Annotated in this window: 20 protein-coding genes; 11 read left to right on the top strand and 9 right to left on the bottom strand. The window is 45.3% G+C overall.

Annotated features, from left to right (window positions below):
• Window positions 1–22 precede the first annotated feature (22 nt).
• The 3 genes from K7P76_RS06850 to K7P76_RS06840 all read left to right on the top strand — a co-directional run bounded on the left by K7P76_RS06850 (window position 23) and on the right by K7P76_RS06840 (window position 9,402).
• Complete coding sequence (locus K7P76_RS06850) at window positions 23–3,253, top strand: alpha-mannosidase (protein WP_232184434.1); 3,231 nt, start codon at window positions 23–25, stop codon at window positions 3,251–3,253.
• Window positions 3,254–3,518: 265 nt separating this feature from the next.
• Window positions 3,519–6,365 (top strand): GxGYxYP domain-containing protein, encoded by a 2,847-nt coding sequence (locus K7P76_RS06845; protein WP_232184433.1) that lies wholly within the window; start codon window positions 3,519–3,521, stop codon window positions 6,363–6,365.
• 103 nt (window positions 6,366–6,468) lie between these two features.
• Window positions 6,469–9,402, top strand: coding sequence for an alpha-L-rhamnosidase-related protein (locus K7P76_RS06840; protein WP_232184432.1), 2,934 nt, complete (start codon window positions 6,469–6,471; stop codon window positions 9,400–9,402).
• Window positions 9,403–9,502: 100 nt separating this feature from the next.
• On the opposite strand, the gene K7P76_RS06835 is transcribed toward K7P76_RS06840, so the two are convergent.
• The 4 genes from K7P76_RS06835 to K7P76_RS06820 form a co-directional block, all read right to left on the bottom strand.
• Window positions 9,503–9,745 (bottom strand): hypothetical protein, encoded by a 243-nt coding sequence (locus K7P76_RS06835; protein ID WP_232184431.1) that lies wholly within the window; start codon window positions 9,743–9,745, stop codon window positions 9,503–9,505.
• A gap of 238 nt (window positions 9,746–9,983) precedes the next feature.
• Window positions 9,984–10,241, bottom strand: a complete 258-nt coding sequence (locus K7P76_RS06830) for an Atu4866 domain-containing protein (protein ID WP_232184430.1) — start codon at window positions 10,239–10,241, stop codon at window positions 9,984–9,986.
• A gap of 820 nt (window positions 10,242–11,061) precedes the next feature.
• Window positions 11,062–11,964: an AraC family transcriptional regulator gene (locus K7P76_RS06825; RefSeq protein ID WP_232184429.1), complete on the bottom strand. Its 903-nt coding sequence runs from the start codon at window positions 11,962–11,964 to the stop codon at window positions 11,062–11,064.
• On the bottom strand, window positions 11,961–14,636 hold the full coding sequence (locus tag K7P76_RS06820; RefSeq protein ID WP_232184428.1) for a family 78 glycoside hydrolase catalytic domain: 2,676 nt from the start codon (window positions 14,634–14,636) through the stop codon (window positions 11,961–11,963). Before K7P76_RS06820 ends, K7P76_RS06825 begins: the two co-directional genes overlap by 4 nt.
• A 116-nt stretch (window positions 14,637–14,752) precedes the next feature.
• Here K7P76_RS06820 and K7P76_RS06815 point away from each other — a divergent pair, with 116 nt between their 5' ends.
• Window positions 14,753–15,625 (top strand): AraC family transcriptional regulator, encoded by an 873-nt coding sequence (locus K7P76_RS06815; RefSeq protein ID WP_232184427.1) that lies wholly within the window; start codon window positions 14,753–14,755, stop codon window positions 15,623–15,625.
• Window positions 15,626–16,013: 388 nt separating this feature from the next.
• Complete coding sequence (locus K7P76_RS06810) at window positions 16,014–17,033, top strand: hypothetical protein (protein ID WP_232184426.1); 1,020 nt, start codon at window positions 16,014–16,016, stop codon at window positions 17,031–17,033.
• A 57-nt stretch (window positions 17,034–17,090) separates the two neighbouring features.
• Here K7P76_RS06810 and K7P76_RS06805 read toward each other — a convergent pair whose 3' ends face one another.
• The gene (locus tag K7P76_RS06805) at window positions 17,091–17,234 is read right to left on the bottom strand and encodes a hypothetical protein (RefSeq protein WP_232184425.1); all 144 of its coding nucleotides are present in this window, start codon (window positions 17,232–17,234) and stop codon (window positions 17,091–17,093) included.
• 366 nt (window positions 17,235–17,600) lie between these two features.
• Here K7P76_RS06805 and K7P76_RS06800 point away from each other — a divergent pair, with 366 nt between their 5' ends.
• The 6 genes from K7P76_RS06800 to K7P76_RS06775 all read left to right on the top strand — a co-directional run bounded on the left by K7P76_RS06800 (window position 17,601) and on the right by K7P76_RS06775 (window position 22,261).
• A complete protein-coding gene (locus K7P76_RS06800; RefSeq protein WP_232184423.1) occupies window positions 17,601–18,389 on the top strand; it encodes a nucleotidyltransferase domain-containing protein in 789 nt (262 codons plus the stop codon).
• Window positions 18,390–18,873: 484 nt separating this feature from the next.
• Entirely contained in the window at window positions 18,874–19,275 is a 402-nt protein-coding gene (locus K7P76_RS06795; protein ID WP_232184421.1) for a DoxX family protein, read from the top strand.
• 90 nt (window positions 19,276–19,365) lie between these two features.
• The gene (locus K7P76_RS06790) at window positions 19,366–20,337 is read left to right on the top strand and encodes an NADP-dependent oxidoreductase (RefSeq protein ID WP_232184418.1); all 972 of its coding nucleotides are present in this window, start codon (window positions 19,366–19,368) and stop codon (window positions 20,335–20,337) included.
• Window positions 20,334–21,101: a pirin family protein gene (locus tag K7P76_RS06785; RefSeq protein WP_232184417.1), complete on the top strand. Its 768-nt coding sequence runs from the start codon at window positions 20,334–20,336 to the stop codon at window positions 21,099–21,101. Before K7P76_RS06790 ends, K7P76_RS06785 begins: the two co-directional genes overlap by 4 nt.
• A gap of 12 nt (window positions 21,102–21,113) precedes the next feature.
• Window positions 21,114–21,569 carry a MarR family winged helix-turn-helix transcriptional regulator gene (locus K7P76_RS06780; protein WP_232184416.1) on the top strand — a complete coding sequence of 152 codons (456 nt, stop codon included), beginning with the start codon at window positions 21,114–21,116 and terminating at the stop codon, window positions 21,567–21,569.
• Window positions 21,570–21,733: 164 nt separating this feature from the next.
• Window positions 21,734–22,261 carry a TetR/AcrR family transcriptional regulator gene (locus K7P76_RS06775; RefSeq protein WP_232184415.1) on the top strand — a complete coding sequence of 176 codons (528 nt, stop codon included), beginning with the start codon at window positions 21,734–21,736 and terminating at the stop codon, window positions 22,259–22,261.
• A 53-nt stretch (window positions 22,262–22,314) separates the two neighbouring features.
• On the opposite strand, the gene K7P76_RS06770 is transcribed toward K7P76_RS06775, so the two are convergent.
• Genes K7P76_RS06770 through K7P76_RS06755 form a run of 4 tightly spaced genes read right to left on the bottom strand, consistent with a single transcriptional unit; the run spans window position 22,315 to window position 26,255 of the window.
• Complete coding sequence (locus K7P76_RS06770; RefSeq protein WP_232184414.1) at window positions 22,315–22,515, bottom strand: hypothetical protein; 201 nt, start codon at window positions 22,513–22,515, stop codon at window positions 22,315–22,317.
• A complete protein-coding gene (locus K7P76_RS06765) occupies window positions 22,512–23,615 on the bottom strand; it encodes a GerAB/ArcD/ProY family transporter (RefSeq protein WP_232184413.1) in 1,104 nt (367 codons plus the stop codon). Before K7P76_RS06765 ends, K7P76_RS06770 begins: the two co-directional genes overlap by 4 nt.
• A gap of 13 nt (window positions 23,616–23,628) precedes the next feature.
• Window positions 23,629–24,762 (bottom strand): Ger(x)C family spore germination protein, encoded by a 1,134-nt coding sequence (locus K7P76_RS06760; protein ID WP_255678399.1) that lies wholly within the window; start codon window positions 24,760–24,762, stop codon window positions 23,629–23,631.
• A 14-nt stretch (window positions 24,763–24,776) separates the two neighbouring features.
• Entirely contained in the window at window positions 24,777–26,255 is a 1,479-nt protein-coding gene (locus K7P76_RS06755) for a spore germination protein (RefSeq protein WP_232184411.1), read from the bottom strand.
• Window positions 26,256–26,382: the final 127 nt, after the last annotated feature.

Raw genomic sequence — 26,382 nt, 5'->3', positions numbered from 1 at the left:
GGATGGGAAGAGGGGTATGGGTTTGAGATTCGTCCAAGAGAAGCTGGAAAGACGGGTACAAGAGCTGTCGCAACTGAGATATCGGGAAAGAGCCCCGCTTTCTTCTATACGCATCGTGTCCGGAGCCCAATCGTTGGAGGAGGCGGAATGCTCTGAGGGCATGGCTGTAAAGGTGGGTGATCGTTGGGGTGGCCGAGATGAGACCAGATGGTTCGTCGGAGATTTAGTCGTTCCGGAACCGTGGATAGGTAAAGAAGTCGTCGGATTATTCCGGCTGGGCGATACAGGCGGCGGCAATTGCAGCGGGTACGAAGCACTTGTCTATCTTAACGGCGTGCCTGCTCAGGCATTGGATCGAAACCATGAGGAGTTGTTTTTCCCGACAGCTTTGGTGGAGGATGAAGAACCGTTCAAGCTCGCGATAAAAGCCTGGAGCGGTTTAACTCCTCCAGACGGCAATCATAATCCGTTTGATCATCGGATCGATCGGCTGGAATGGGCTTTTCTCGACCCGGAGACGGACGATCTTTACTATAGCTCAAAGCACTTATTGGAAGCCGCGGCGTGCATGGAAGAGACGTCCTACGAGAAGCAAGCCCTGTTAACCGCCGTTGACGAGGCTTACTTGCTATTGGATTGGAGCAATCCCGGCTCGCAAGATTTCTATGATTCCGTTAAGGAAGCGCTAATTGAATTGAAGCTTAGGGGCGATGCTATCTCGCGTTCCAAGGTGCCGCAGGTGACCGCGGTCGGTCATTGCCACATCGACGTGGCTTGGCTTTGGCGGCTAAAGCATACGCGCGAGAAGAGCGCTCGCTCGTTCTCTACCGTTCTGATGCTGATGGAACGCTACCCCGAATACGTGTTTTTCCAATCGCAGCCGCAGTTATATGCTTATCTTAAAGAAGATTACCCAGAGATTTACGCGCAAATCAAACAAAAGATCGCGGAAAACCGATGGGAAGCGTCCGGCGCGATGTGGCTGGAGTCCGATTGCAACATTCCGTCCGGCGAGTCGCTCGTCCGCCAGCTGCTTGCCGGTAAACGCTTCTTCAAAGAAGAGTTCGGTGTAGACAACCGGGTGTTATGGTTGCCGGACGTGTTCGGATACAGTTGGGCGCTTCCGCAGATTCTCAAGAAAAGCGGCATCGATTATTTCATGACGACGAAGATCAGTTGGAGCCAGTATAATCGCTTTCCCCAGGATACCTTTAAGTGGAGCGGCATCGACGGGACCGAGATTCTTACCCATTTCATCACGACGCCCAATAACGACGACAGTTGGTATTACACCTACAATGGCAATGTTAGCGCTTCTAGCGTGAAAGGCTTATGGAACAATTATCGCCAGAAGGATATCAACGACGAATTGTTGCTAGCTTATGGATGGGGCGACGGTGGTGGCGGTCCAACTCGAGATATGCTGGAAGCGATTCGACGCTTCGAGGCCATGCCGGGTATGCCGTCGGTTAAACAAGGCAAGGTAGAGCCGTTCTTCGAGCAATTAGAGGAGCGGGTAAGGTCCCGCCGAGAGCTTCCGCTATGGGATGGCGAGCTATACCTGGAATATCACCGGGGAACATACACTTCCCAAGCTTATAACAAGAGAATGAATCGAAACTTGGAGGCGTTGCTGCATACCGCGGAATCGATTAACGCGATGGCGCTTGCGCAAAATGCAGGTCATGAGTACCCCGCGGATCTACTTAGGAACAGTTGGACGATCGTGCTCCGTAATCAGTTCCATGACATTATTCCCGGCTCTTCTATCAAAGAGGTTTACGAAGATAGTCGATTGGAATATGCCGAAGCTTTGGACTTCGCGGAGAAAGCGTTGGAGAAGGGGATTTCCGAGATTGAACTGATTTCTGAAACCGGCGAGAGTGGGGTGTCCGGACATGACGTCATCATAACTTACCGGGTGTTCAATACATTGGGTTGGAAACGTTCTTTCCTCGTCGAGATTCCCATGCGGGAAGAAGATGGCGAATTCGAATGGTCGCTCATGGACGGACGTAGGTTATCCTCGCAATTCGTTCCCGGAATAGGTGGGGCGGCAGGCAAGATGTACGTGCAAGTTAATAACGTTCCTTCTTACGGCTATGCAACCATTTCCGGAAAACCGATCGAGGAAATGAAAAGCGAAATAACGATCAATTCTCCGTTAATCAGAATGGAGAAGAATGAGATTGAAACTCCTTTTTATCTAATGAAACTTAACGATTCGGGACAACTGATTTCCCTATTCGATAAACGCCAGGCTCGCGAGGTTATCATGCAAGGCGAGGCGGCCAACGCGCTTCAGGTTTTCGAGGATAAGCCATTGGCGCATGACGCATGGGACATTGATATATTCTACCAAGACAAGATGCGCGAGGTTCGGGAGCTGACGTCCTGCTCGGTCGAAGAAAGTGGTCCGCTGCGCGGTGTTCTGAAGCTTCATTGGACTTACAACCGTTCCCATATCGAACAAAAAATCATCGTTTACGCCGATCATCCCCGCATCGATTTCAAGACTCGGGTGGGTTGGAGAGAAAGCCAGCAATTGTTGAAGGTGGCGTTCCCAGTCAACATCCGTTCCACGAAAGCAACTTATGAAATCCAGTTCGGCAACGTGGAGAGGCCGACGCATTGGAACACGAGCTGGGATTGGGCGAGGTTCGAGTCCGTTGCCCAGAGGTGGGTCGATTTATCCGAAGGCGGCTACGGAGTCAGCTTGTTGAACGATTGCAAATACGGTCACGATATCCGCAATCATACGATCCGGTTAAGTTTGATCAAGTCGGCGACCTCTCCAGATCCTACAGCGGATCAGGGAGAGCATGAGTTCACCTACTCGCTTTATCCGCATGAGGGGAATTGGCTGGAGGCAGAAACGCACCGAAGCGCTTGTGAATTGAATTTGCCGTTGTTCGCAGTTCCTATAGCTAACCGATCGATAGTATCGCGATCAGATAGCTTTGGCCTTATCGAAAGCGATCAATCCAACATTATGATCGATACGGTTAAGAAAGCGGAGGACGGACAATCCCTTGTCGTTCGCTTGTACGAATACGGTGGAATTCGCAGTAAAGTCAGGCTCCGTCTCGATAACAGTTGGGCAATTGGAGCAGACATCGAAGAGACGGATCTGATGGAGGATAACGCTGAGCTCTTGTTACAAAATTTGCAGGAGCCGATCATTAATACGTTCTTGAAGCCTTACGAGATCAAAACCTTGCGAATCGGAAAGAGTATTCGAAAAACCGATTAAGATTTTCAAACACATTGGTAATTAAGAGCGAGTATGCCGTCATGACCCACACCATAGGGAAATTGCTGCTGCTCGCTTCTTCATGTTAATCATTTGGCTCTTGCCCCGATACTTAAAATTCGAAAGGAGGCGGATCAACCCCAAATAAAGTTCTTTGCTTTTGATTTTAGTTTGCGCTTACATCAAATTAATTTGAAGGAGGATTCGTGTATTTTAAGGTTGGATAAGGGTAAAAACCAATTTCATTTTATGGGAGGAAAAGTTAATGAAAACTAAAAAAGCGTTTTCAATGTCGCTCATAGTCATTTTGTTAGCGGCAACGGTTAATTTAACAGTATTTGTTTCATCTGCAGCTGCTGCAATTAGCTGGCCAGCGGGACAGGTTCTTCCTTCGTTCCCAGCACCGGCAGCTACGCTGGACGTGATGGATACGACAACGGAATACAAATATCAGTCAAATGGTCCCCAGGTATCGCATTCGACCGGTCATCTGGACGGGAACAATTGGATTGTACAAACCGGTATCGATCACGGGAATGATTTTATGATTTATGGACCGTATGCAACTAACATTCCTGCAGGCGTCAATACGGCTTTCTTTGAATTGGCCGTTGATAACAATACGGCGAATAACGATCCGATCGTGAGGATCGACGTCAGAGACAATACGACCGGGCTGACTTTGGCTGCGAGAGATGTCACAAGGATGGAATGGACCGGCACATACTCCATGCAGACTTTTAATCTCACCTTCACTAATCCCGCGCCTGGGCATGGTCTCGAATTCAGGGTTTACTGGTATGGCGGGTCTTTTGTCCGGGCCGGCGCCGTGGGAACGAACCCGAAGGCGATGGAAGACGATGCCGTTCTTTTCTCAACCGTAAAAGGCTTGGTGAATAAAACCCAGCCCCGAATTTACACCTATGACAATGCGGTACGAGGAGAAGACGGGAAATATAATTGGTTGAATTCGCTTGGAATAGGTCATGTGGATGTGACGGACAACTATAGCCTTATTACCAAATATAGAAGCGAGATAAGCGGTATCGTCATCTACGATGATGCAGTACCGGACACCGTGAATCTAGCCACGACGATCGCATCGCTTAACGGAGGCATTGTCGCTTCGTCAGCACAGGTAACCAAGCTGACCGGTGCGCCGTACAACCTGCCGATCCTGAACGATTTGCGCGGCGTGTTTACGACGAAGGTCCAAGTGTATCAGTATCTCTATAATAACTACTGGTCATCGGTGACTCATAGGGTCATTGTCGGGTTGAATCCGAAAATAAAAGGCTTCCTGCGTGATTATGCCATTGCAGTCGGAGCAGCTACGATATGGCTTGATCCGAGTGTTCCGGCTGAGGATACGATATTAAGGCAGTTTTTATCCGGTATGCCGCATGATGGAACCGGAACCTATATGGGATGGTGGCCGGATGAAGGCGTAGGCGTCACGAGAACATCTGAATATGGGGTTACTACGATTGCAAGCGATTTCTCTTCAAACTTGACCGTATTCGGCGGGACTTCCAGGACCGTCAATGTCAAACCTTTGGCGAATAAGCCGGCGTTACAAAATAAAATTTATGTCTCATTGATCATGAGCGATGGAGATAACTTGCAGTATTTAGAGCATCATTTTAAAACAAGCAAGTTGTGGGATGCTCCCAACAGGGGTACGATTCCATTAGGGTGGACCGTATCGCCAGCCATGCTGGATGCGATGCCCGGCGTGTTGAACTACTTATACAACACTTCTACGCCGAACGATAACTTGATCGGCGGCCCGACAGGAGTGGGATACACCTATCCGAATTATTGGGCCAATCAAGGATATCTGGACAACTATATTACGTTAAGCAATGATTATTCCAATCGTTCCGGTCTTAAAGTGATTACGGTTTGGAACACCATCCTGGGCGGAATCAATGTCAACGTCGGTAACAGCTTTGCCCAAAATGCGCCTTCCCTTCTGGGATTGACGGGCATGCAAGCCGGCGGACAGGTTACGCAGTATAACAATGTGTTACCGGCGCAAGCGCTCAACGCGACCTACTGTTCCACGTATTCCTCAGTCATTAGTGAAATCAATGGCGCCATTGCCGGGTGGAGCGGGACGGCTCCGAGGTTCGTATCGATCCAGGCAGTGCCGTGGGACCTGACCTATCAGAACATGATCGATGCCGTAAACAATTACAGCGCCAATAGCAACATTGTTTTTGTAACGCCTGATAACTACTTCCAGCTAATGAGGGAATATTACAACTTGCCTACAGATCCTTCTACAGTTGTAAAAACGTATGAAGCGGAAAATACAAGCTATGCGACGTCGCCATTCAACCATAACGTTGGTCGGGCAGACGGGGATTCATGGTCGGCAAATGTAGCTCAAGACAGTGCGGATTTCATGCTTTGGGGCCCATATGTCACTACGTTCCCGTCAGGTCAGCTTACGACGACCTTTAAGGTAAAGATTGATTCCATTGCGGGGAATAACGACAACGTTCTTAGGCTTGATGTAAGAGATGGTACAACGGGGCTGGATCTGGCGGCCTTCGATGTATACAGGAACCAGTTCAAGGCCAACGACGTTTACCAGGATTTCAGTTTGAGTTACACGAACGTTTCCGGTCATCCGTTGGAATTCAGGGCAGGCTACAAGGATAATGCTAAGATTAGCATCGATAAGGTCACGACAACAACCAGAATAGGCAAGTATGAGGCTGAAGGTACCGTTTTGGGGCATGCCACCGGGCGTGCGGTTGGAGACGGCTGGCAGGCAAACCCTACCCAGGACAATGCAACTCATATGGTATATGGACCGTACGATTCCAACGTTCCGATCGGCAACAGAAAGATTACCTTTAGAATGAAGGTGGACAACAATACGGTTAACAACGCGCAAGTAGCTTCCATTGATATATGGGATGCTACAGCAGGGGTGACCTTGGCTTCGCAGAATATATTGAGACAGCAATTCACGGGAGCGAACCAGTACCAGGATTTCAGTCTGACATTTAATCAAACGACCCTTAACCATCAACTGGAATACAGAGTATATTACAATGATGTGGCAACTGTAACGGTGGATAAGATAACGATTAACTAAATAGTTTTCTTCTAACAATAGAAGCCTCTCTTGTCATTAATCGAAGGGGGGGCTTCTCTTTTTTTCATGAGTAAAATTATTTAATCGAGAGAGGATGATCCACTTGAAAATCAAGAACACTTCAATCAGGGCATTCATATATACTCTATTGTTTTCAATGATTACTATCCCTATTTTTGCTACAACAGCAAGTGCGGCAGTTTGGGATCAATATAACCTTGCGCCGACTACACGAACAGTATCGCCTATCTCAATCTATGCAACGAATGGAACCGTTCAAAATCCGAATAATATCATAACTGGAGGCGCTGCGCTTATTCTGGGTGCGGGGTCTTATGTTGTCCTTGATTTCGGCAAGGAGGTTGGAGGCATTATAACCGTTAACTTTCCAGAAGCTAGTAGTAATAATGAATCGGTAGGTTTGGCTTTCTCCGAATCAAGCGATAACGTGGGGACGAATAGCGACAGTTCAAACAGTGCAATTAATGCCGGATTGAACTATAGCACGGATGGGGCCGTATACGCCAGCATTACTACGACGGGAGCAAGCTCCTATACAATGCCGGCAAACAAACTGCGCGGCGGTTTTCGTTATTTAACGATTTTTATGAATTCGGGCGGTTGGGTCCATGTAGGTCAAGTTTCATTGAATTTCACTGCAGTTCCGTTAATGTCGAATCCGAGCGCCTATCCCAATTATTTCTACAGCAATGATGATCTGATTAATAAGCTTTGGTATTCGGGTGCATATACTTTACAAACCAATACCATAGTTCCAACCCAAGGAAGGGTGTGGCGTAATGATTATGGCTGGGATAATAGCGCCACAATCAGCGGGGGCACATCCGTGCTGGGGGATGGAGCGAAACGCGACCGCGCCGTATGGCCCGGAGATATGGGAATATCCACTCCGACGGCCTATGCATCCATAAATGATACGTTATCTACGAAAAATGCGCTGCAGCGTATGTTTGACAGCCAGAATGCAACCACAGGAGAGCTCCCGTATGCCGGTCCCCCATTTAATTTTGGCGGTTCGGATTCCTATCATATGTGGACGTTAATTACAACCTATAACTACTATTTGTATTCGGGAGATTTGACCTGGTTAAATTCAGTTTGGACAAAATACAAATTAGGGATGTCGTATATTCGGGCGAAAGTCAATGGTTCACATGGCTTGCTGAAGGTGACAAGTAAATCTGACTGGGCACGTCATTATGATAATCTGAATAATCAGGAAAGCATTGCCCAAAATGCGATGTTATACCGATCATTAATTACGGGTGCAATTCTGGCCAATGCTGAAGGAGACTCAACATTAGCAACAACCTATACGAATGAGGCAGCGACCTTGAAAGCGAATATCAACAGTACGCTTTGGGACGCAAATCAAGGCGCATACAAAGATAACCCGACCAGCTTAATCTATCCGCAGGATGGAAATTCATTGGCGGTTTGGTTTGATGTACCGGATTCCGCTGCGAAAAGTACAAGCGTCAGCAATTACTTGAAATCGAATTGGAGCACATACGGATCACGAAATCCGGAGTATGATTTTGAAATTGCAACCTTTCCGGGCTCAATGGAAATCCAAGCGCATTTTAAAGCGTTCAATGACGTAGACGGATTGAATTTGATGCGTAAGGAATGGGGCTATATGTACAATAGTCCCAAAGGTACAAAAACCTTCTGGGAGTCGATTAATCAAGATGGCAGCGCCGGATACGATTGGTTTACAAGCTATTCGCATGCCTGGGCGAGCGGACCGACATCCGCTTTAACTTTCTTTGTGTTAGGCATTACGCCAACGACTCCAAAAGGACAGCAATATAACGTTATTCCGCATCCGGGTGACTTAACTCATGTCGAAGGCCAATTAACGATGGATGGAAGCAAGCTTGTCAAAGTATCCTATGATCGTGCGAATAATAGTTCTTTCTCCATGCTTGTGGATAGTACGACGAATACAGGCTCTTCAGGAGTGATTGGCATACCTAAATTCGGCGCAAACCGGACGGTATCCATTAATGGAACTGCAGTATGGAACGGAACGAGCTTCTCGGGGTCTTCCGGCATTACAAGCGCAGATCAGGATGCGAACTACATTTATTTTCGGGGTGTGCAGCCGGGCTCAAGAACATTCAGCTATACAGGCTCGCAAACGGCTTGGATTAACTGTGCTGCGGAAGGGAATCCGTGCAGCTTTAACGGCACGAAGGGTGTTCGTTACGGCTCAGGCACGACCTTTGTGTACGGCACGTTTACAAATGGGATAACATGTGATAACAGCAAGTTTGGCGATCCGACTTCAGGCGTGGCCAAGCATTGCGAAATAAGTGATACACAGCTTCCGCCGACACCCGGAATTTGGACGTACTGTGCGGACGAGAATCAACAATGTTCGTTTTCTGATACGAAAACCGTTGCTTATGGAGCTCAAAGCAAATATAACTATGGTATCAAAACCAGTACAGCGGCCTGTACCAATGCTGTCTTCGGCGATCCGGTTCCTAATGTCGCAAAAGGTTGTTATCAAAGCAATATCCCATCCAATGCAGGCTTTGAGGGGCCGACCACCGCAGATTATATTTATAACCCCGCTTCGGCCGGTTGGACCTTTTCCGTGCAGAGCGGCAGTAACGGTGCGGGTATTCAGAGAACGGGCACTGGGGGATCCTTCTATGCCGCCTATGCGCCTGAGGGAGCTCAAACGGCATTTATTCAAGGCACCGGTTCGATGCAGCAAACTTTGACTAATGTATCTGCGGGTACGTATGCGATTAATTTTCTGGCAGCTAAGAGGCAAGCGAGGTGGGATGGGACGAATTTCTTTTATGGAGGCCTGCAAACCTTCAATGTCTATGTAGACAATAACTTTGTGGGAGCTTTTTCTCCGGCCTCTACCAGCTTTAATTCGTTTACAAGCAATACGATTGCATTAACAACGGGAAATCATACGATCAAGTTTGAGGGAACGACGACAAGTGGAGATAATACGGATTTCATCGATTCAGTTGGCATGATTAAATATTGATTGTCAACTGATTTACTAGCATAAAATGCACCCCATAGAATAAGGTCGACTAAACCCGAGGGTTTGACCAATGTCTATTCTAAGGGGTGCACTTCATTGTTTAAGCTTCTAAAATAGATTGTCTACCGGACCTTTGGCTGGAGGTGGATCTGACATATCTTAGTGATAAGATGACTGCTGCTACGGCTAAAGCAATTCCAACGGCCGCAAACCAGGTAACGGAGTAAAGCGATATTTGCTTTGCGGCACCGCCGCCGATTCCAGCACCGACTGCCATGGCAACCTGAATGACTGAATTATTCAAGCTGAGCATAATTCCCGAAGATTCAGGAGCGAGCGTCATGAGGTGCAACTGCTGTGGAGGACCCGGAGACCAAGTCGCGAATGACCATAACATCAACATTGGGATTAAAATCACTGGAGATTGGACAACCAGCGCGATCAGAATTAGTGCTACAACATTAAGCGATAATCCTCCGAGCAGGGTTCGGTGAATTCCCCATCTATTCGTGGGATCGTAAGTGAAATAATGAATATCGCCAAGGTGCTTGACACGTTTGTCTACATCCTTTCCAAATCGGTTATTCTTCCCGGTATAAAATCATGCCTGCGTGGTAGAGAATACCATCTCGAAAATCTCCTTCAGCCGTAAATCCGGTATCGTCTACGTAGTCGATATGGTCTCCGTTAAGGGTATAGCGACCTTGATATGCGCTTTTCCGATTGCCGCGTGCCTCATCGTAACGTCCGTTAGGCAGAAGCTCATGTCGGATGTATCCATCCCGGGTAACCCACATACCTACATAAGATGTTTGTCTTGCAGGGTTCCTGTTCTCCATATTGCTCTCTCCTTTTTCTTATCGGTTTATTGTGAAGGGCCTCTTCTTGAATAAAGTATAGAATATACAGGAGCTGATACGATAGACGATTCGTATACGGTTATTGCACAATCCTCCAAGAAATAATCGTGAAGAATCTAATTTCGAAATTTGGAAAAGAAGGCATCCCTGACATCGGAGTTTTCGGCATTGTATGCAGTTTGTTTTTGGCTGTGTTCCGCGCAATTGTTGCTTAGGTGGGTATGGCAGAGGAATTAATCGATTATTTCGAGCAACTCCCTGCAATTTGGTCTTTCCCAGAGGAATTAATCGATTATTTCGAGTAACTTCCTGCAATTGGGCCATTTCCAGAGGAATTAGTCGATTATTTCGAGTAACTCCCAGCAATTGGGCCATTTCCAGAGGAATTAGTCGATTATTTCGAGCATCTCCCTGAAATTCAAACGCTGACCTTCTAACAACAATTATCTGGAACTCAGCCTTGTTTTTAGACAATTATGCAAAAATATACGAGTATTCGTAATGCTCTAGGATTAATATCATTAGGAGATACTCCAAATCAACTTAATGGCTTTAATTAATACAGGAGAACGACGGGAGAGAGGTTTGGCAAAACTTCAAGAAATCGACGGATGCGAGCCGCAGTTGCACGTTCATCTCAATGCAGCTATCAATGTAGGTTTAACAAGACAAGAAAGCGATAGAAGCACTACTACAATGTTTCCCGTATATATACGGGATTTCCAAAAGTTTTGAATGCGATAAGCGTTGCGAAAAAAATCTTCTTATCGCATTAACTTAGTGCTTTCACTACGAATTTTCACAAAGATTGCCAATTCGGCAGCATGCGCATTCGTTTGATATCACTTATCGGAGGCAGGCCAAATAATCGGACATATTCACGGCTGAATTGGGATGGACTCTCATAACCAACGCGGAAGCCAACATCTGCTGCATCTGCCGACAAGGTTAACAAAAGGCGGCGGGCTTCTTGCAATCGTAATTTTTTTTGATATTGCAATGGGCTCATGACCGTCACATCTTTAAAATGGCGATGCAGTGATGAAGAACTCATATTGGCGAGTTTGGCCAATTCCTCAACTTTTAATGGTTTGTCATAATCCTGCTTGATTTGTTTAATGACTTTCGCGATGCGATATGAATTACTGCCGGTCATGGCAAGCTGTTTCAAGGTATTCCCTTGTTCATCATTCAGAATCCTATAAAGAATCTCACGAATAACCAACGGCGCAATTACTGAAACATCCTGCGGAGTTTCCAAAAGGCGAACAAGCCTGACTACACAATCCAGAAGAGTAGACTTCGTTTTACTTATATACAAGCCCCGATGGAATTCTCCCGCTTTATCCGAATGCAGATCAGAATCTTTCATAATGTCGAAGATTTGGTTGGGATCAATATCAAGCCGAAGACACAAATAAGGTGCTTCGGCTGACGCTTGGATGACCTGGCCGGAAATCGGCAAATCCACAGAAATAACAAGATAGTTGGAAATTCCGTACTGATAGCTCATCTGTTCCAACATGACCACTTTGCTGCCTTGGGCAACCAAACACAAAGCAGGTTCATGGACTGTGTGTATAGGCGTTGTGATATTGGAGCAGCGAATTAAATGGAGCGAAGGTATGACCGTCGAGTGAACTCCGTCCCGGCCGGTAAAGCGTTCAATAAGCTCTGCCAATTCTGGCTGATTTCCAATCATAGAGTCCTCCTGGTTAGTTGACTTGGAAGGATGCGCGAGCGGAAATGATATGTTCCTGAATTCACTTGACAGACTGCATAATCCTTAGTGGCAATGTCAATCGCTTTTACGTCCCGTGCAAATTCCAGTGCAACTCCACTTTCTGTTACACCATCTGAATAAGCAGCCGGGATGAATATTGTTGCTTGAGAGTTTGCAGGAACCGTAACAATCAGGCTGTAATCTCCATCAATGGATAGCTGCCAAGACACCAGTAACTGACCGTACACGGTCTCCATTTCAGCGGAAACCTGCGTGAGCGAACCCACAATATGCGGCTTTACTGTAAATGATTGATACCCTGGAGCTTTAGGTTGAATACCAGCGAGATATTTATAAAACCACTCCACAATCGTGCCGAACATATAATGGTTTTGCGATCGCGACTTCAATTCCCATTCTTCCATAAGCGTATGAATGCCATTTTCCAGCCAGAATCCCCAGCTCGGATAAGTCCTTTGATCGGCGATAGCATAGGCAATATCGCCGAATCCCAAATCGGTAAGCACAGGCAAAATGTATTTCGTGCCGATGATTCCCGTATTCAGATGCTTATCGCGTACGTTAATGATGTCATGCATTAAATGCTGAACGACCTGATCTTTATCTTCGTTAGGAGTGAGTCCGAATGCAAGCGGAATGAGATTGGAGGCTTGCCGATAACCGGCTTCGATTTCCGTTTCGTAAATTCCTTTATCGCGATTGAAAAAGGTCGCATGAAAGCTCTCCGCAATCTTGTTCGCCACATAGCTGTATTGTTTGACATCCGAATCCGATCCCACGACTTCGGCAATTTGACCTACGGTCTTTAAAATATGGAATACGTAAGCCGCCGCCATCAATCGCGATCCTTCCGGAGGGCTCCAATCTGTACTTCCAGGCGGAACCCAGTCTCCAAGAACGCTATGCGCAGTATAATCCTCATTGAGCTTGGAAATTTCCCAATCCGCATATGCTTTCATAGTGCTATAATGCCGCTCCAATACACTGCGATCTCCATAATGCATATAAAGGTACCATGGAATCAGAACATATACGGAGGTCCAAACCGGCGCATGATCCCATCCCCACGCGGATGCAGGCACGATGAGGGGGATCGCCCCATCCGGCTTTTGGCAATCTTGGATATCTTGCACCCACTTCTCCCAGAAGAGCAATAGGTCAAAGCTATGATTGGCGGTCTCCGCGATTAGATGCGCATCCCCCGTCCAGCCATTCTTTTCATAAACCGGAGTATCGGTAGGTATGCTATGCAGATTATTAAGGATGGTACGATTCGTTGCTTCGTAAATTTGATTTAATAAAGGGTTTGAACTGTTAAATCTCCCTGTAGTTCTAACCGACGAACGTACAATTTTACCGGTGATGCTATCTAAACCCGGAGCTTCTGGCCAATTATCCAACTGCACATAACGAAAACCTTTGTAGCTGAAAGTCGGCTCCCAAACCTCAATTCCATTTCCACATAAAATATAATGATCCGTTTGGCTTTCCGCGTGTACATACGAATTTTCGTTATATACCGTATCGTCGGGATTTAATTTTTCACCATAGCGGAGTTGCAAGGATTGGCCGGCATTGCCTTGAACTCGGAATTCAACCCAGCCAACGATGTTGATGCCGAAATCAACGATATAACGACCTGTATCCGTGTGCCTGATACTTATAGGTTGGACGGTTTCGATGATTTGAATCGGCGGGATGATTTGCGATTGCAGCTTCACCGGAAGCGGCGTTACCAAAGCGGCTTTGGACCAATCGGCATCGTCGTAATCCGTGGATGTCCAACCCGATTTTTCAAGCCTTGCATCGTATACTTCTCCGCTGTACAACGAATTTTTCAATCTCGGCCCGGATGCCGTACGCCAAGTTTCATCGCTTGCAACCCACTGGCTTGTCCCGTCCTCAAATGTGATATTCACCTGGATAAGCAATTTCGGCTCGCTATTCCAAGAGGCTTGCTCCCAATTCCACACATTCTTGGTTTGGATGGAGTAAAAGCCTCGCCCCAGCTCAACGCCTATGCAATTGATCCCTTTGCTCAGGTTAGTTGTAATATCATGAGTTACATAAAACGCGCGTCGATCATAATTCGTAAACCCCGGGTCCAATACGTTGTTGCCGATTTTTGCCCCGTTAATCCATAATTCATAATAACCGAGTCCGCAAATGTAGGCTCTGGCGTTCGCAATTCGCTTATCCAATTGGACTGTTGTTCGCAATAAAGGCGCAGCAGCTTCGGTATCCGATGGAACCGTAGTCCCGCCAATCCATTTTCCCTGCCAGTCTGTCTCTTGCAATAGCCCCATTTCCCACCAAGTCGGTTCACTCCAATCGCTTGGGGAATCGGTTTGTTCCCAAACTCTTACCTTCCAATAGTAACGCTGTCCGGATGTTAGGCCTTTACCTGCATACCGAATAGCGTGAGATTGATCGGAAAGGATAGGCCCTGTATTCCAAACCTCGCCATCATGAGCCGAGAGGGCTTCTAGATTGGAGGAAACAAGGATTTGATAGGATTTTTGTTTCGTGCCTCGGGTATCGGATTCCAACCGCCAGCTTAATCTTGGCTCCAAAGTGTCTATGCCAATAGGCGTAACCGTATACTCCGTTTTCAGTCCTGTAATCTTCAATTGGGTTACCTCCTGTTAAATGGTTGGTTTTTCTCTCATTATACCTTTCCGGGCTGGACAAAAAAGAGGTGAATCTGCCAATATAGAGGGTAATCCTGACACAGAAAGGGGCTCTTATGGTTAGAAAAGCGATTGAGATTACGCCAGCTCATATTTACTTCGACGAAGAATTGCCTTACAACGTGAGTCGCATTTCCGAATCTTACTCTTTGCAACTGCACGAACACGAGTTTACGGAGATTTGTTATGTCGCTGAGGGGAATGGAGTTCATTATATCGGTGATGAAACTCTTAGAGTGAGCCCTGGAGATCTGTTTATTTTGCCTCTGGGCACTTCGCATGTGTTCCGTCCCCGGTCAACCGATCCTGAGTATCCCCTTGTTGTTTACAACTTTATCTTCATGGCCGATCGTGTTGCAGAAGCGTTGCAGCGATTTCCAGGGCTTGACTCATTGTCGACTGCGCTTTACTTACTTAACCTTGTCCCCGGTCAACCTGACTGGAAACGAATCCGGGATACCTCCGGTGCGTTCCGCACGCTGCTGGTTCATGCCTATCAGGAATTCCGCCTGCGAAAGATCGGTTTTGTACCGCGTATGCATAGCTTATTTATCGCTCTCGCAACGGAGTTGGAGCGGCATCTTACCGAATTGGAGAGCGATGTCCCGGCGAAAACGGAGAGAATACTTGGCACGGCAATTTTACTCATTCGCAACCATTTTGCCGGCCCGATTACAGCTGGTCAAGTCGCAATCGCGACCGGACTGAGCGAGCGGCATTTCCATCGATTGTTCACCAAAGAGATGGGTTTTACCTTCACTCAGTACGTTCAGAACCTGCGTATTGAGCTCAGTTGCGAGCTTCTGAGAACGACTCGTCTATCCGTTTCCGAAATTGCGGAAGCTACCGGTTACCAGGACAAAGGTTTCTTTGTCAAACTGTTCAAGAAGAGAACAGGCCATACTCCCCGTTCGTATCGAAACGGGTAAACTGGACTTATGTGATATGGAAACAAGAAGCTTGAGAAGTCAGGCTTCTTTTTTTTGCAAAATATTGGAGGTTGGTTATTATGATGGCAATTGGTTTGTTAATTATTCGTGTAATCAATGGATGGAATCCATCGGATTGAAGCCGGGGGCGGCAATGGCGATATTGGCCGGATTGAAAAATAATACTATTGATAAAGTTTAATGCATTTGATATATTTATAATGACAAATATATTAATTAAGGTGTGCGGGTAATTGTACCTTTTCATTCAATTAATCTCTCCGATTCAATCCTTGCAGCCTGCTGCGGGGAGATTTCATTCTTTACTTAATACAAGCCACTGATCCTTGCAATAGATCTGGAAATTATTATTTTTGGAGGTGGCGATATGGAAAAAATACTTGCAGTTTCTTTTCCACCAATTACTTCTTATTCTCATCATGCAACTTGTTTGTCAATAATTTCGTGTAACGATAAATATTTACCTTGGTTCTTTAGTAACTACATTCAATTGATAGCGAGTGCAGATTTGGACCTACCTACAAGTTTGGATTTTTATGTCGGAACGGCACCTTGGCTAGCTATAAATTCATACTCTTTATTAAATTGTCCTTTTCTTATTAGGGAAACATTACCAAGAAATATTAATGATAGAAAGGATATTGTAGATATTTTTATAGATTGTATTGATAATGGTTTCTATATTTATACTGAAGTTGAGGGTTTCTATATTAAACCTTATGCAGCTTATCAATCGTTTGAGTTCATGCATCCAATCTTTATTTATGGATATAATAAAGAAAAAAAATTTTTTTATACTGCGGATTTTTTTGTTAACGGAATATTCAAATTCGAGAAATGTTCTTTTGAAGATATTAAAAAGGGATATGAAGAAATACCAGGATATAATTGGGGAATCGAACTGTACAAATATAATGGAGATGTAGAGGTCGCATTAAATAAAGAGCTTATTATAGGGTCATTGGAAGATTATTTGCATTCTAAGCGTAGTTCTCCTCGATATAGATGCGATCTAACTTTCGGCCTATTGGAAGAAAAGATATATGGTGTTGACACTCTGAAACGTATTCAAACCGAAATACAAATGCAAAAAGAAGGAGAATATATTATAGATTATAGAGTGCTGCCAGTGTTGCTTGATCATAAAAAGTTCATGAGGATTATGATTCAGAACTTGATGCAGCAAAAAATAATTCAACAATGCACATCTCTAAGTGACACTTTTTTAGGAATTGAGGATAAAGTCACAGTGGTTAGAAATATGTACTTAAGGTATTTTATAACGAAAAACAAGTTGTTATTGAATGAAATAGAAAGTAGATTTTCTACATTTGTGGGCATGGAAGAATCGGCTATGGAAAGTCTCATAAAACAACTATTGAAGTAGATTTCGCACTCTTCCCTGCATGCCCGCCCACTCATAACGAGGCGGGCGGCGTCACGCCTAATTGCTGAAACAGTTCTCGTTGCGGGTTAGTGATCTCACCGATTCGAAGATCACGACCGGGTCGGACAGAACATTCCGGATCAATGCGAAATAGCCACAGTTTTTCTTAGCCTCGTCAATCGCCGCTTGCTTCGCCACCACTGTACTCCCTCTTACCGTTGTTTCGTGAACCTGGAAGTATTTCTCATATCGTTTTCGCGTGCCTAACCGCTGTTCATCCTCGGCCGCTTTCTCGACATTGTACTACAGATGGAGATATTGCCTTCTCTCTGATTAGATGGTGTCGCCTTTATAAGGACGTTCCAACGAATACCTTCCAAAACGTGGATATATAATGGATGGTAGAGGGATTACTTACAAAAATACTCAAGTGAGCCCTGGGCAATCAGTAATTAACCGCGTCACGGCCGGTCCTATGGACCTTAAGGTGTGGGGCGTCGTGAATACAAGCTCGTTTTCAGAAACCGGTGTAATGATAATACAATTATTCAGGAGGTACATTAAGGAATGAAAGAACATCATCAGGCAGCAATCAACAACTTAATTAGTTATTTAAGGGACAAAGAGGAATTTTTAGCGATAATTCTAGCTGGTTCAATTGCTAAAGGTACTGCAAAAGATAGTTCAGATATAGATGTTTATCTCGTTGTGAAAGATGAAGAATTTGTAATAAGATTAAAGGAAAATAATCTATTTTTTTTCAACGATGAAATATGTGGATACTCGGGCGGCTATATTGATGGAAAGATAATAAATATAGATTTCTTGAAACAAGCAGTTAATAGAGGCAGTGAACCTACGAGAGCATCTTTTATCGGTTCTACGGTTGTATTTTCTAGAATATCAGGCTTTGAAGAAATTATAGCTCAAATTCCAATATACCCCGAGAAGAATAGAACGAAGAACTTAACTGATTTTTATGCGCAAGTCTTGTTATACGGCAAATATTTTGCAATCCAAGCATTGGAACAAGGTAACAATTATTTGTTAAACCATTCTATAAGTAATTTAGTTTTGTTTGCTTCTAGAATGATTTTAGCACATAACCGAATCTTGTTTCCTTGCCATAAATCATTAATGAAATTTGTAGAAAAAGCAGCCGACAAACCCGCTAACTATATCCAAATGGCAAATGAAATGATGATTAACCCGACTAAAGAAAAAGTACTAGAATTTGTTGAGGTGATTTCTTCATTTCAAGAATGGGGTCTAACTTTTGGTCAGGCAGTAAGTATTTTTGTAGAGAATAATGAATGGAATTGGATAAATCAAGACCCTCCTTTGCAAGATCGATAGACGGGCATCGACTGCGTGCGTTAGAGACTGCAAGCTGGCAGGATCCCTTCTACAAAAGCGTGAATATGACGCCTTATGTGCAAGCGGGAGAAAATTTGATCAAGCTGCATAATTAGAACAACTCCCCGCAAAAGCCCCTGCGATGCACGAATTGATCGAATAATTAGAACAACTCCCCACCACAAACCCCAACCACCAACGAAATACTCGAATATTTAGAACAACTCCTCGCCGTAACCCCAACTCCGCCTCAAGCTTATTAAAGGCTCTTCCACATCTATTTCCATAGCCGGAATTCCCTTTCAGGGTAAGTTTTGTTTGCTAGCGATCGACGAGTGTATGGGTCAGTCGTAGTTATTTTACGCAGTTACGAAAAACCTATTGACAGACAAACATCCTAATGTTAGGATAAATTTATCTTAGAACTAGGAATTATATTTTTAGGATAAAGTGAATTAAACAAAAAAGATGGAGGTTGGTTATTATGATGGCATTTGGTTTGTTAATTATTCGTGTAGTCATCGGTTTACTGTTCGTCGGTCATGGAGCTCAGAAGTTGTTCGGGGTGTTCGGCGGGTATGGTCCCAAAGGTACCGGAGGATTTATGGAATCCATCGGATTGAAGCCGGGGGTGGCAATGGCGATATTGGCCGGATTGATGGAGTTGGTCGGTGGTGCGCTGTTTACGATCGGTTTCTTGACACCTCTAGCCGCGATACTTATCGCACTGACGATGCTGGGTGCCATTGTGAAAGTGCATGCCCCTAACGGACTTTGGTCAACTGCTAATGGTTACGAGTATCCGCTCGTCTTGCTGGTCGTCGTCATCGGCGTAGCCTTTATTGGTGCAGGTGACTACTCCATTGACGCAGTTCTCAATTTTTAATTAAAGGCAGTTCTCAATTATTAATTAAAGGCAGTTCGCAATTATTAATTAAAAGGCAGTTCAACAAATTTGAATATAGGAGCGTTACAAATGACAACAAAAAGCTACATGAAAGCTGCAAGGATACATCAATATGGCGGACCCGAAGTGATCCGATACGAAGACGCGCCCATTCCTGAAGTAGGCGATGATGAAGTGCTCATTAAGGTCTCGGCTACATCGTTCAATCCGTTCGATGCCAAATTAAGATCCGGCGCATTTAAAGCATTTTTGCCAATCGAACTTCCTTTTACCCTAGGCGTAAACGTATCCGGTATTATTGAAAAGAAAGGTGAATCGGTTAACACGTTTCGGGTAGGCGATAAAGTTTATGGTTTTATCGATGTGACGAAGAATGGCGCGGCCGCGGAGTATGTAGTTAGTAAAGCCGTCGACATAGCCCATGCGCCCAAAAACTTTGACTTGCACGAAGCGGGAGTTGTTCCAAACGTAGCCTTGACGGCTTGGCAAGCATTGTTCGACTATGGCAAGCTACAGCCGGGTCAACGCGTACTCATTACTGCCGCTTCAGGGGGTGTGGGAACTTTAGCGGTTCAACTGGCGAAATGGAAAGGCGCTTACGTGATCGGTACGGCTTCCAAGAAAAAGTTCTCCACTCTGGAACAGCTCGGAATCGATGAAATTATTGATTACAATAGTCAGCCCATAGTGGAGTCTTTAAACGGAAAGGTAGATGTGATCTTCAATCTATCTCCCGTAGGTCAATCGGAATTAAACAAGCTTTTATATACGCTTAATGAAGGCGGTATTTTCATATCCACTACAACGCCGGTGGATGAGAACCTTGCTAAAGAACTGGGCGTTAAGGCGGTTAGAATAAACTCGCAACGCAATTCGGCGCAATTAGCCGAGATAGCCGCATTACTCGATGCAGGACTGCTGAAACCGGATATTACGGAAAGAATTGGTCTAAGCGAGCTGGCCGAAGTTCATCGAAAATTCGAAAACGGGGAAATTAGCGGGAGAGTATTAATTACAGTTGAAGGTGAGGAATTCAAATGAACGTACAAATCATCCACCCACAGGATCAAGGGAAAGGCGAATTCGATGGCGGCAAAATACAGGAGCAGAAACCGATAGGGTTCCCGGGGGAAGGATCGGCCATTATAAGACTTGGTCCGCTGTTTTATTGGGCATGGGCTCACGCGGAAACGAAGTCTGGCCTTGGGCTTCATCCGCACCAAGGCTTCGAGATTATGACGTATGGAATAGCAGGCCAAGGTGTTCACAAGGATACTCTCGGCTCCGAAAGCATTCTAGGCGCGGGAGATATCCAACTTATGCAGACAGGTTCCGGAGTGTCGCATTCCGAAGGTATTGAGGCTGGATTTGAAGGGTTTCAAATCTGGTTTGAGCCTTACTTGAATGAAGCCGTGAAACGAGTGCCCACCTATTCTTTATTTAAGCACGAACAATTTCCGGTTGTTAAGCAGGATGGGGTCGAGATGAAAACGATTTTGGGTGATGATTCGCCCATTCACTTAGTTACGGATGCGCAAATGATCGATTTGAAAGTTGATGATGGGTCATCGTACACCTATCGATTATTGCCGAATCGCTTTCTTGCCGGATTGGCGATAAGGGGAGGCGGGTCGTTCTCTTCACTCGGTAAGGAAGCTACTTCATTTGAACATAAAGATTTTCTGGTGTTTCAATCCGAGGATGAGGATGAAATCGTCTTTCAAGCAAATGGAGAAAATTTGCGAATTGTTCTCATTGATATTCCTGAAAAAGTCGATTATCCTTTGTATCAGAAACGCAGATAAGGAGACGGGCTGATGGCAAACAGCGAAAATAGTCGTCAGGAGCTTGATTTAAGACTTTTTCGTGTGATGAGGAACATGTCGAAAGTCGTTTTCAAGAACATTGAAGATGACGTTATCGAGTATGGACTGGATACGGAAACTTTTCAAATCCTTGAACTCGTGTTTAGCAAAGGTCCCCAACCTATTCAAAAAATTAGCGAAAAGCTTTCAATACCAAGCGGAAGTATCACCTATGTGGTAGATAAGCTTGAAAAAAAGGGCTATGTTCAGCGAATTCCGATTCCTGGAGACCGACGTAAAACGAATGTGACTTTAACCGAAGAAGGGCAAGCTTATTTTGATGATATTTTTCCAAGACATGTAAACACCATATCCAACAATCTTTCCTTCGTGTCGGATGAGGAGAAACAATTATTAATTACTTTACTGAAGAAAATCGGTTACGGTGCAAAGGATATTCAAAGTTAACGACATAAGCCTCTCATTCCGTTGATTCAACAGGATGGGAGGTTTTGTGCGTAAATCGTAAATTGCACTTTCCGTAATGCGCTTGCGTAAATAAAAAATAGATGTATAATAAAATTACTGATTGATGAATCAATAATGAATCAGCCAAAATGAGGAGCAAGCCAATGGATAAAATTACGCCGAAAGCGGCAAGCCGCAAAGAAGACATCATTTCCGCCGCGATCACGGTATTCGCCGATCTCGGATATTATCGGGCCACGACGGCGCAAGTCGCCGCACAGGCTAACATTTCCCAGCCATACGTATATCGCTTCTATAATACGAAAGAGGCTTTATTGCTTGCTGCCTTGGAGAGATCTTGGGATCGTATATTGCAAGCGTTTAGTTCGGTTCGGGAGAAGGTGAAACCGGAAGATATGGAAACCGCATTTACCGAAGCCTATAAGAATGTATTGCGGAATTTCCAGTCCGAGATTTTGCTGCAAATGCAAGCCCAGACGATCCAGGATCCCGAGATCCGGAAAGCGATGCAGTCCGGCATGAAACGAATCCGCGATTATGTTTTAAGTTCCTTTCAACAATCCGGCTATCCCGAGCCCGAGGAGCGAACGACGATATTTCTGGCCAAGGGAATGCTATGCAATATTGCACTGGCTATAGATATGGATGAGCTGATGCCGAACCATCTATGATTTTATTAAGAAGCGGAGCTGTTGCCATCAGGTCCGGGCCAGCGCTGCTAGGCTCACTGCCAATAAATAAATATCCATGCAATGGTCTTATTCAAATCGAGCGGATGCCGTACGATTATGCTCCCCCAGAGTGCCGCTCCTATAGTCGTAATACCGATAAAGAGCGCTTTCTCTTTATTGTTTGAATTATTTTTTCTCAATAAGCTTATTCCGCCGATTAGAAACAGAACGTACAAGAGAATCAAACCGATCATGTCGCCGTTTCCCTTTCTTGTGATTGCCCTTTCTTCCTGAGCCATGCGCTCACAATGAGAATGACCGGAATTACGATAGCGTACAACGTGTAGTAATTGAATAAGTATTTGTTGATCCAATCGACGTTCTCGACGATGTTTTCGAAGAATAGGGAGTAAGCGGATATAATCCAAACTAGGGGATAGGCAACTACGGCGCGCTCTTTAACTTGGAATAGCTGGCAGATGGCCAATACAGCGCAATAAAACAGCAAACTTAATTTTAGGCAGACGATAAGAAGGATATTGACGGAAATAAGCGATTCCAGATGCTCGACGAAGTTCGTAAATTGCATTTCGCGAAAAATAATAAATACGGGATAGATAAGATGGGATGCGCGCTCTACTCCTAGAATGCCGATCGTAAAAAATACGGTTATGACTAGGAGGATCCCCCCGATGAAAATCCCCGACAGAAATGAGAATTTAATTCGACGCACGGCAAATGGAAATAACATCATGAAGGCTATGGCTTCCATATAGGGAAACGCGAGGGCATACTTTGTATGCAAGAAGGTATCCCAAGGGTGAAAGGGTGAAGGGTTAGCGAAGTTCCGCCAATCCCATTCTTTGACCATGACCGAGATGGGAATCCAGAACGCCAATGTAAGGTATGGCGCCAATAACTCGCAAACCATGGCGATCGATTCGATTCCTTTCACGACGGCATAAGCGCAGACGAGCAAAATCATAATATTGAAGATCGATACAGGTGTTCGAGGCATCAGGTTAATGCGCATGAAATCACTCAAGTTGCGCGTAACCCAAGATGCGATTTGGATGAAGAAGAGAATATACAGGAGAGAGACCAAACCGCCGGCCCATTTACCCAGCGCCTGCACCGCAATCTGGACAATGCTTAATCCCGGAAACCGGGTGGACAAGTAGAGCCAGAATCCGGCCAATACCAATCCGTATAGCAACGCCCACACGAGAACAAGCCAACCGTATTGTTTGGCATCGTTAGTAAGACTCCCCGGCAACAAAATAAACGTGGTTCCGACGACGTAAAACATGGCAAGAAGAAAAAACTGCCAACCACTCAATCGAGCGTTCTCCATCCGAAAGCTTCCTCTATTCTAAATGGTATGGCGTACTGGTGTTGCCGATCGCTGTCATCCTAGAGTTGATATGTATATTGACCTTGGTTTGGCGCCACGTCATTTCATTGCCTCCATTGTCCTGTATGCCTAATAGATCCCAGCCTTTCTCCTTACCCATCCTCTCAAAGGATTCTATCCTCTCCTCCAATCTTTGGTTAAATGATGTTTCGATCTGACGAAGATTCTGTACGGTCATCTTGCTTTTTTGTTGATTGTTCAATATGCGCAGATCGGCTTTTATGTTCAATGCGAATAGAGAAGTGTGCTTATCCTTTTCCCACTTACGTTTTACTCTTACGTTCTGCGCTTCGACATCCACGTAATCCCCATTGATTTTCACGGTTTCCGTATACTTCATGAGTTTCTTATTCAACACCAAGTACAGAGTTTTCGATGTCTCATCTATACGGCCTACCATACGGGCATGGATGAATACGGCTCCATCGCCGAATTTCATCCCGTTCTTGCTTACATCGATTTCCTCCAATCTATTGGTTGTGGAAGACGGATTCTCCCCGGCGTAATGAACGATAGGAACAACCGTCGGCGTATGAAGATGTAATTCTTTGGCCATTTCTTTAATCCGGATGGGAAACGTGCCCATGCTAAAAGACGGTTTAACAAGATTCGTCAAGGAGCGGATAAACCTTCCCGGCACTCTGTCCAAAGGCGTAAAGCTGTTCATGATCGTGTTCATGGGGCTATCCGAAATATATAAAACCACATTGGCCCGACGTTCCGGGTTAAGCTCGATAAAATTAATGAAATCTAATATCCCTTGCCGGGCATAACGCTCTGAGATGATGTAGCTCTGCAGATGAGCCGTAAAAAACTTTCTGGGCATAACTCTGCTTGTTCTATCCGTGAATCTTCCGAGGCTAAAATCTTTGAAATTATAAGTATATACGGCAGCTCTCGCCGAGGAGCCTTGTCTGGTTGAAAGACCCGTCGGATTGATCACTTGGTAATAAGCCGTATATTCTCCCGTCTCCGGATTTTTATCGACCCCGGCTAGACTAACGATCGCGAGCGCATTGATTTCTTTCATATCCCAGCATCCCGTACAGAATACCAGAAGAATTAGACCTATTAGGAAAGCTTTCATCATGACGCACCTTCTTATTTGTTTGCCATTCGTTTATTCGGGAATCGCTTCATCATAAACCGGGGAACCCGAACCAGAGTGTCCTTCCAGTCCGAGAGGACAACCGGTGCGAACGGTGTGAGATACTTCACGCCGAACGAGCGTAAAGAAACGAGATGCACCAATAGGAAAAATACGCCGCACATGAGACCGAACAAACCCATTAGTCCCGCTAGCAACATAAAAGCGAATTGAATGATTCTTTGGGCAATGCCGAAGCTGTAGTTAGGGGAAACGAAGTTTGAAATGGCCGTGAGAGAGACGACGATAACCATGGCGGCCGAGACGAGCCCCGCTTCCACCGCCGCTTGGCCCAATACAACCGCTCCTACGATGGATATGGACTGCCCGGCGATTCGCGGCATGCGTAAGCCCGCTTCCCGTAAGATCTCGAAGGTAACCGTCATGATCGCAGCTTCGATAAAAGCAGGGAAGGGTACTTCTTCTCGCTGCGCAGCCAAACTGATTAAGAGAGAAGTAGGGAGTAATTCCTGGTGATAGCTTACGATCGCGATATAGAGAGCCGGTACGAATATGGATAACATAAAGGCGAGCATTCGCAGCCATCGCGAGAGCGTGGCGATATCCGCCCGCTGATAATAGTCTTCCGGAGAATTGAACAGTTCAAATAAAGTAATTGGACCGAAAAGAACGATCGGGGTACCGTCCGTCATGACTCCGATTTGACCTTCGACAAGCTTGGCAACGACGGAATCCGGACGTTCGGTACTGATCAATTGGGGAAACGGCGAGAGAGCGGTGTCTTGAATCCATTCTTCAATATAAGAGCTCTCCAGAATGCTGTCCGTATGAATGGACTTTAGACGACGACGAAATTCATCCACAACCGGCGCCGAAGCGATATTGTCTATATAGGTCAAATAAACCTTGGTCTTCGTTTCCGTCCCGATAACGAGCGGTTCGAACACCAGATGCTCCGATTTCAACCGTTTGCGGATCAAGGAGACGTTCCTCGCGATATCCTCGACTAAACCTTCCCTTGGACCGCGAATGGAGGCTTCCGTCGTAGGTTCGGATACGCTGCGATTTTGCCCTTTGGATACGTCGTAGCAAAGATAGAAATCTCCAACTGAAGGAATAAGAAGACAATGACCTTCAAGCAGATTACGAATGCCTTCCGAGGTTTCCGAACCTTCCTTCGATTGCGCTTTGGGGATTAAGGATTTAAGCCAACCCATGGGATCGTGCGAGGCTTCTTCGTCCTGACTTCGCTCCATAATAGGCTTTAACATGAATTCATCGATCTGTTCCGTGGATACGATCGTCGAGATATAAATGCAAGAAAAGCGTAAACCAGGATTGATCTCGAATTCATGGCACACAAAGTCCGGCGATTGTCCTAGCCGTTCCGTGATTTCATCGACGATACGTTTGCCTGTGCCTTTTTTGAGTTTCAGTATGAAGCCCTCCCATCTTAAGGATTGCCTTATCATTATCCATTTTAGGAAATATTATGTGGTAAACAGCCAGGCAAGGCTGAAGTTACCTTGAATATCGTCAGCTTAACGCGGAAAGTAAAAAAAGTGCATGGAAAATAGTAGCAGGAGTAGAATGCCTCTG

The organism is Cohnella silvisoli (genome assembly GCF_021190915.1).
GTDB classification, from domain to species: domain Bacteria; phylum Bacillota; class Bacilli; order Paenibacillales; family Paenibacillaceae; genus Cohnella; species Cohnella silvisoli.
Note: the sequence above shows the minus strand (reverse complement) of the source record. Positions and strands in the feature narration are given on the sequence as shown.